Raw genomic sequence first — 5,774 nt, 5'->3', positions numbered from 1 at the left:
GAATTCGCGGATACTACTTGATGACATCGATCGGAATATCTCTTCACCCATATTTTCTGAAGACGGTAAAAATATCTGGTTCCTGCTGGAAGATCGCGGTGAAACACAACTTGTGTCGGTTTCACCGAATGGAAGAAATCTAAAGAGAGTCATTTCAGAAGACCTGAGTGTTCGAAGTTTTGATATTCAAAATGAATTGATCGCTACTTTACAGGGTACCTTTGACAGGCCAGATGAAATACACACCTGGAAAAACGACAAACTGAGCCGAATTACTCATGTAAATGATAGTCTTATTGGTCAAAAGAAAATGGCTCAAATGGAAGAGATCCGGTTCAACAGTAAAGATGGCACACCTATAGAAGGCTTTATGGTAACCCCGGCTGATTATAACGGAAATGAGAGGATCCCAACCATTCTCTGGATCCATGGTGGACCTGTAGCTCAGTACGAACACAGCTTTAGTTTCACTCCTCAGCTTTATGCCGCTAACGGTTATGCCGTATTATTGATCAATCCGCGTGGTTCCTCCGGATACGGACAGGCATTTTCTGAAGTCCTGTTTGCAGATTGGGGTAACAAAGATTTTGAGGATGTGATGGCCGGTGTAGACCACGCGATCGATAAAGGCGTGGCTGATCCCAATAAACTTGGTGTCGGAGGATGGTCTTATGGCGGAATTCTCACAAATTACGTGATCACCAAAACAGATCGGTTTGAAGGAGCTATCTCCGGCGCCAGTGAAACACTGTATCGTTCTAACTACGGACACGATCACTATCAGCTAACCTGGGAAAAAGAATTAGGACTTCCCTGGGTTACACCAGAAAAATGGGAACGAATTTCTCCTTTCAACGATGTAGATAAGATAACAACACCAACGCTTTGGATCGGTGGGGCTGAAGACTGGAACGTTCCAATTTTAGGATCTGAACAAATGTATCAGGCAATGAAACGACTTGGACTTGAGACACAGCTTGTTGTTTATCCGGGAGAACATCATGGTATCAGCAAGCCCACTTTCCAGAAGGATCGATTTGAACGGTACTTGAATTGGTTTTCTACCTATGTCAAAGAATAGTAAAGACGGCTATACGTATTTTCACGTACTAAAATTACGTAATTCCCTCCATTGAAGAACATCAGCTATAAATGTATGTTTATAGTGCAAATGGGGTAATAGCCGTCTGTAGATGATATCTGCCACCGCTCATTGATTTGGGGGTGGCTTTTTTTTGTAAATTACTTTCCGGTAAGGTGTTTTATTTTAGCCGCCCTAAGTTCATTGTAAACATTTTGTTCTTCCACCATCTTCGGTAATGCAAACAAGTCGTAAATTGCGCCAACCCCTAACAAACCGCCGGTGAGCAGCCATCCAATTCCGGTACCGGTTCGTCCCAAATAAAACCGGTGAAGCCCAAGTATCCCGAAAAAACTAGCAACCCAAAAAATGTAGGCCATAGAAGTGGACTTCTTTTTATACCCAAGATTACCTTCCTGAATAAGCGCCAATTTTTTCTTACCGCCGACTGTTGAAATAAAATCTTCGTAGCTGGAAAGCAGTTTTTTGGCAAATTTTTTCACCCTGGCCGATTCCTGATCCCTTATCTCGAGTTCAGCTTTAAGTACTTCATATTCAAATACAAACTCATCCAGCACTTTCTCCATCGGGATCAACTCCTGAAAATAAGCCTTAATTTTACGCTTTAAATTTTGGATCGAATCATGAATGGTTTCGATCAGGTCTGAACGTACAGCCTCGTTATCTTCTTTAAGCTGAGCAGTTAGCTCATCATACTTTTGCAAGGCTTTTCCTAAAGCCTGCTCAGCTACAAGAGCCATTTCATATTCTTCCGATTTCCGCATTGATAAACAATTTGTACTGAGATTTACTACTGGTTCGAAATACGGAAATTTTTGTTCCAAAAAGAAATTTATACAAACAAAAAAACCCACTGCATTTCTGAATCGGACTTAATGTCATTGTTCCGTGGATTTTTATGATTTTGCACGTTCAAAATTTACCTTCTTTTTAATATCTGAACTTTTTTATTTGGGACACCATGAAAAACACACTTCTAATCTTTATTCTTTTAGTTTTTGGGTTGATGATATTTTCCTCTTCCCACCTCCATGCCCAATCCGATAATTCATCGTTTGGTCTTGGAGTGATGATTGGGGAACCCAGTGGGATTTCGATAAAGAAATGGTTTAACAATCGAACCGCTGTGGATATTGGTGCGGCCTGGTCTCTAGCCCAAAACGAATCACTTCACATGCACAGTAACCTGCTTCTACATAACGCTTTTGCGGACACCCCAAAACTCTCCTTTTACTACGGAATCGGTGCCCGGGTCATCTTTGCGAATACCCCGAAATTCGGAGTCCGAGCTCCACTGGGACTTACTTATCTCTTTGATAACATCCCCTTTGACCTATTTGTTGAAGCCGCCCCAATATTAAATATCTCTCCGGACGTGAACCTGTCCGGAAACGGTGGGTTCGGTTTCCGGTATTATTTTTAGAATAATTCCCACCAAAAGAAAAGCCCAATTCATTTCTGAATCGGGCTGGATTTTTATGTACCGTGGGGCGGAATTGAACCGCCGACCTCACGATTATGAGTCGTGCGCTCTAACCATCTGAGCTACCACGGCATAAGTTTAAATCACTTTATTTCAGTGACTTACAGCAGATTTCAATTTTCGCAATTAGAACGTAAATCGTACTAATTCACCCCTTTTTGACCAAGTTTTGGTAACTGTTTGGTAACTACCTGGTAACTCCGAGGTAACGAATTGCACTGCTCATTATGTTAAAGAACGGTTTCGTTCTGCTGTTTTTAAAAACAGACTTAAATATAAGGTTTTACTTACTACTTCGTCAAAGTTCTTTTCCACTTTTCTTGGGTTTTGCCTATCATCCTCGACTTTTTTTCAACCCCAGTAAATTCAGGGTTTTTGGTAACTGTTTGGTAACTATTCGCCCTTTTTTACCCAATAATTTTAATGAATGAGCAAAAAACAGTCTAAAAAACCTGAGCAGGCCGGACTGCATGAGAAAAGACTCGCTGATCTTCTCAAATTTCTGAGCAATAACGAGACCACTATTAAATCTGAGGGCATCACCTACACTTCCAAACGGGGCGACGGCTATAACCACATAAAGGACGTGATACAACAAGTCACCGGAATGAGTGAGAAGGCTTACTATACTTACTTCGAGGATATGGAGCTTGGTAACAAGTTTTCTGAGATGCGAAAAGTATATGATACCGTGGGCAAGGTTATCCATTCAATTAGACCTTACCTAAAATCGGATGGGCCGATTGATTCTCCTATCAACCGACTTGTGCAAGAAGACGCTTTTACGGTAGATAATAATCCTATCTTTGCTTCCAATAATCCTACCACGATGGGAGAAGTGTATGGGAATTTTAGTAAATATATGATCGAACTAACGCATTCCTTCTCAATGAATCCGCAAGAAACTTTTGATCCAAATAATTTCGATAAAGGCCCCTACAAACCACTTCTTAAGCCTTTTATTATAGATCTAAATACAAGTAGAGATAAAGAGGCCATTTCTCATTTACAGCAAGTAGCAACTACACTAAACTTTATCTACACAAATAAGTGGAGCTCGGGTGTAGAGAGCAGAAGAATGATGTATGGATATAAAAACTTTGGTGCTCCTCGAATGGAGGAGATTGAGTTGCATAGACTAGTGGATAGGTTAAAAGAATTGGGAAACAAAAATAGAATTCTCCGTTTAGCCCAGCTGTTCATGAAATACAGATATCATGTTATCCAGAGCTTCGTATCTGATCTAAATTATTCACAGAATGAACATATAGGTATTCAACTCTTCTCTTTAGTATATGCCTTTGAAGAAGAAGCAAAAAGAAGAGTACTTCATGATGCGATAAATTTTTTGCTGGAAGATACCTTATTCAGCATCGCTTCATCTAAGGATAATTATCGATCCCATCATGTCCATTCTGATTTAACCCTTGATTCTCTTTCTGAGTTATTAGCAGAGTATCAATTCAATAATCCCGCTTCTGATTTTGTTGAAAGTGAGTATAACCTCCTTAATAATTCCATTTCGATTTTCCCGGTTTATGATGTGGCTAAGGTGGGAGATAGCAAAGCAATCATTAAGAAAGAACTCACTAAAACAGTGAAGCAATTATATCTTAGAAAAATTTCAAAAGATTTAGGGATCAAAGATAGCTTTGAAGCACTTGGAACTTTAGACCCAAAAGTAAAAAATGCGCTAGTAAATGCATTTCAAGGCATGAAAGTGTAGAAAACACCTTTGTCTTCTCAACCTGCCTTCCAACTCCGCTAGTGAAATAATCTCTCCAGCGGAAAATTCATTTCGGTTTCTCCAGAAGTTTGGTACAGCGATCAACGTGATTCTATTCAATTGATCGCCCCAAACTTTAATTAAATAAAAGAACCAAAATGCATATTCAAGATTACCTAACCTCCGGTGAAGCAGCCGAATACCTATCTCAACAACTCAAGCAGGAAGTAAACTACTACGACCTGGATAACCTCCTTCGGGCAAAAGCTATCCCTGTACCTGAAAAGATCGGAGGACGAAGACTATGGTCACATCAGGATTTGAAAAATGCGGTCAAAGCATTGCGTGTACGTCGCGCTAAGCGGCCTCAATTAACCCAGGAACGTTCACTTCTAACTTTGGGAGAGTACTAAGATGAAAAGTAATACCATAACAGATGATGAGCTTTGCAAAAGAATTATAAACTCATACGTTTTTGTATGGCCATTCCACGCCTCTATAGTTGATCAGAGATATGTTTCTCTTGATGTAACACTTTTGGTAAAAAGAACCGAGGATATAAAAATTTTAAAGAATGAATCAGATGCACAACTACTAGTTCGGCACATTGAAAGATTCATAACCGATAATCCTCCCGATTTAGCTCCTTTTACCCGTCTTCAGGTAGCAAGCCAAATTAACAACGATATTACCGTTTTAATTGGCGAAGAAGAAGCAAAAAGAATCTTTGATGTAAGCGATTCAAATCTGGCTCTACTTAGAAAACTACATGGCATTGCCTATATCAAAACAAAGCGTAGCTTTCAATATAGCTGGAGAGACCTAAAAGAAATCAGCCAGAAAATAAAAGCCTCGCCTGAACTCTAATCTCAAGGGAGCCTTCTCCTGTGGCTCCCATTTTTTTAAACATTTTCAAAAAACTATGGAAAAAGAATATCCAGTAACCACTGAATCTCATCACTCTACCGACCTGAAAGAGGCCATTTATTATCTCCCGGCTCAATTTGATCAGACAATTCTTTGCAAAGCTTTAAAGGCTGTGTATAACGAAGAAGGAAAAGATCTGGCCAGGGAATGGCTCTTTATAACAAAGAATAATCTTCCAAAAAACTTCGATGAATTTTGGGAGGAATCGAACTTAACACCCTACCAACTTCAGTTTCCCGATAAATATTTAAATGATTCGATCTATAGTACCGCTAAAGAAACCGGCTGGATTCCTAAAGCGCTACGGAAAGGTAAACAGAGCAAAAAACCACCTTCAAAACGCAAGCTACAAGCCGTTGGTGAGAATTTACAGGCTTCAGAAAAACTGCATGAGCAGCTTACTCAGATCAAAGAGAACCAGTTAGAAGAGAAGGAAAAGTCCTACATCTCTCCCTGCATCAGGAACATGGATGGAGCCTGCTATGTGCATCCATTCATGTATAAGAAAGACATTCCCGATGACCGGGAGGAATACC

The 5,774-nt window shown here is 40.0% G+C and carries 7 protein-coding genes and 1 tRNA gene; 6 read left to right on the top strand and 2 right to left on the bottom strand.

Annotation, left to right across the window (positions count from 1 at the left end; all coding sequences use genetic code 11):
* On the top strand, nt 1-1,081 hold a 1,081-nt coding region (locus VFM80_RS11595), incomplete at its 5' end, for an alpha/beta hydrolase family protein (protein ID WP_395071991.1).
* Between the two features lie 161 nt (nt 1,082-1,242).
* Here the strand turns inward: VFM80_RS11595 and VFM80_RS11590 are convergent.
* The gene (locus VFM80_RS11590) at nt 1,243-1,866 is read right to left on the bottom strand and encodes a TM2 domain-containing protein (protein ID WP_395071990.1); all 624 of its coding nucleotides are present in this window, start codon (nt 1,864-1,866) and stop codon (nt 1,243-1,245) included.
* Between the two features lie 197 nt (nt 1,867-2,063).
* Here VFM80_RS11590 and VFM80_RS11585 point away from each other — a divergent pair, with 197 nt between their 5' ends.
* Nucleotides 2,064-2,525, top strand: coding sequence for a hypothetical protein (locus tag VFM80_RS11585; RefSeq protein WP_395071989.1), 462 nt, complete (start codon nt 2,064-2,066; stop codon nt 2,523-2,525).
* A 58-nt stretch (nt 2,526-2,583) separates the two neighbouring features.
* On the opposite strand, the gene VFM80_RS11580 is transcribed toward VFM80_RS11585, so the two are convergent.
* Nucleotides 2,584-2,657, bottom strand: a tRNA-Met gene (locus tag VFM80_RS11580).
* 355 nt (nt 2,658-3,012) lie between these two features.
* Here VFM80_RS11580 and VFM80_RS11575 point away from each other — a divergent pair.
* The 4 genes from VFM80_RS11575 to VFM80_RS11560 form a co-directional block, all read left to right on the top strand.
* Nucleotides 3,013-4,311 (top strand): hypothetical protein, encoded by a 1,299-nt coding sequence (locus VFM80_RS11575; RefSeq protein WP_395071988.1) that lies wholly within the window; start codon nt 3,013-3,015, stop codon nt 4,309-4,311.
* A gap of 158 nt (nt 4,312-4,469) precedes the next feature.
* Nucleotides 4,470-4,724, top strand: coding sequence for a hypothetical protein (locus tag VFM80_RS11570; RefSeq protein WP_395071987.1), 255 nt, complete (start codon nt 4,470-4,472; stop codon nt 4,722-4,724).
* A 1-nt stretch (nt 4,725) separates the two neighbouring features.
* Nucleotides 4,726-5,178, top strand: a complete 453-nt coding sequence (locus VFM80_RS11565) for a hypothetical protein (protein ID WP_395071986.1) — start codon at nt 4,726-4,728, stop codon at nt 5,176-5,178.
* 55 nt (nt 5,179-5,233) lie between these two features.
* A partial coding sequence (locus VFM80_RS11560) for a hypothetical protein (RefSeq protein ID WP_395071985.1) occupies nt 5,234-5,774 on the top strand: 541 nt, incomplete at its 3' end.

The organism is Gracilimonas sp., from assembly GCF_035704785.1.
GTDB lineage: Bacteria > Bacteroidota > Rhodothermia > Balneolales > Balneolaceae > Gracilimonas.
Note: the sequence above shows the minus strand (reverse complement) of the source record. Positions and strands in the feature narration are given on the sequence as shown.

What these genes read in the sequence shown, in the direction of transcription:
- VFM80_RS11565 (WP_395071986.1), top strand. Translation starts at nt 4,726, where the DNA reads ATGAAAAGTAATACCATAACAGATGATGAGCTTTGCAAAAGAATTATA.
- VFM80_RS11570 (WP_395071987.1), top strand. Translation starts at nt 4,470, where the DNA reads ATGCATATTCAAGATTACCTAACCTCCGGTGAAGCAGCCGAATACCTA.
- VFM80_RS11585 (WP_395071989.1), top strand. Translation starts at nt 2,064, where the DNA reads ATGAAAAACACACTTCTAATCTTTATTCTTTTAGTTTTTGGGTTGATG.
- VFM80_RS11575 (WP_395071988.1), top strand. Translation starts at nt 3,013, where the DNA reads ATGAGCAAAAAACAGTCTAAAAAACCTGAGCAGGCCGGACTGCATGAG.
- VFM80_RS11590 (WP_395071990.1), bottom strand. Translation starts at nt 1,866, where the DNA reads ATGCGGAAATCGGAAGAATATGAAATGGCTCTTGTAGCTGAGCAGGCT.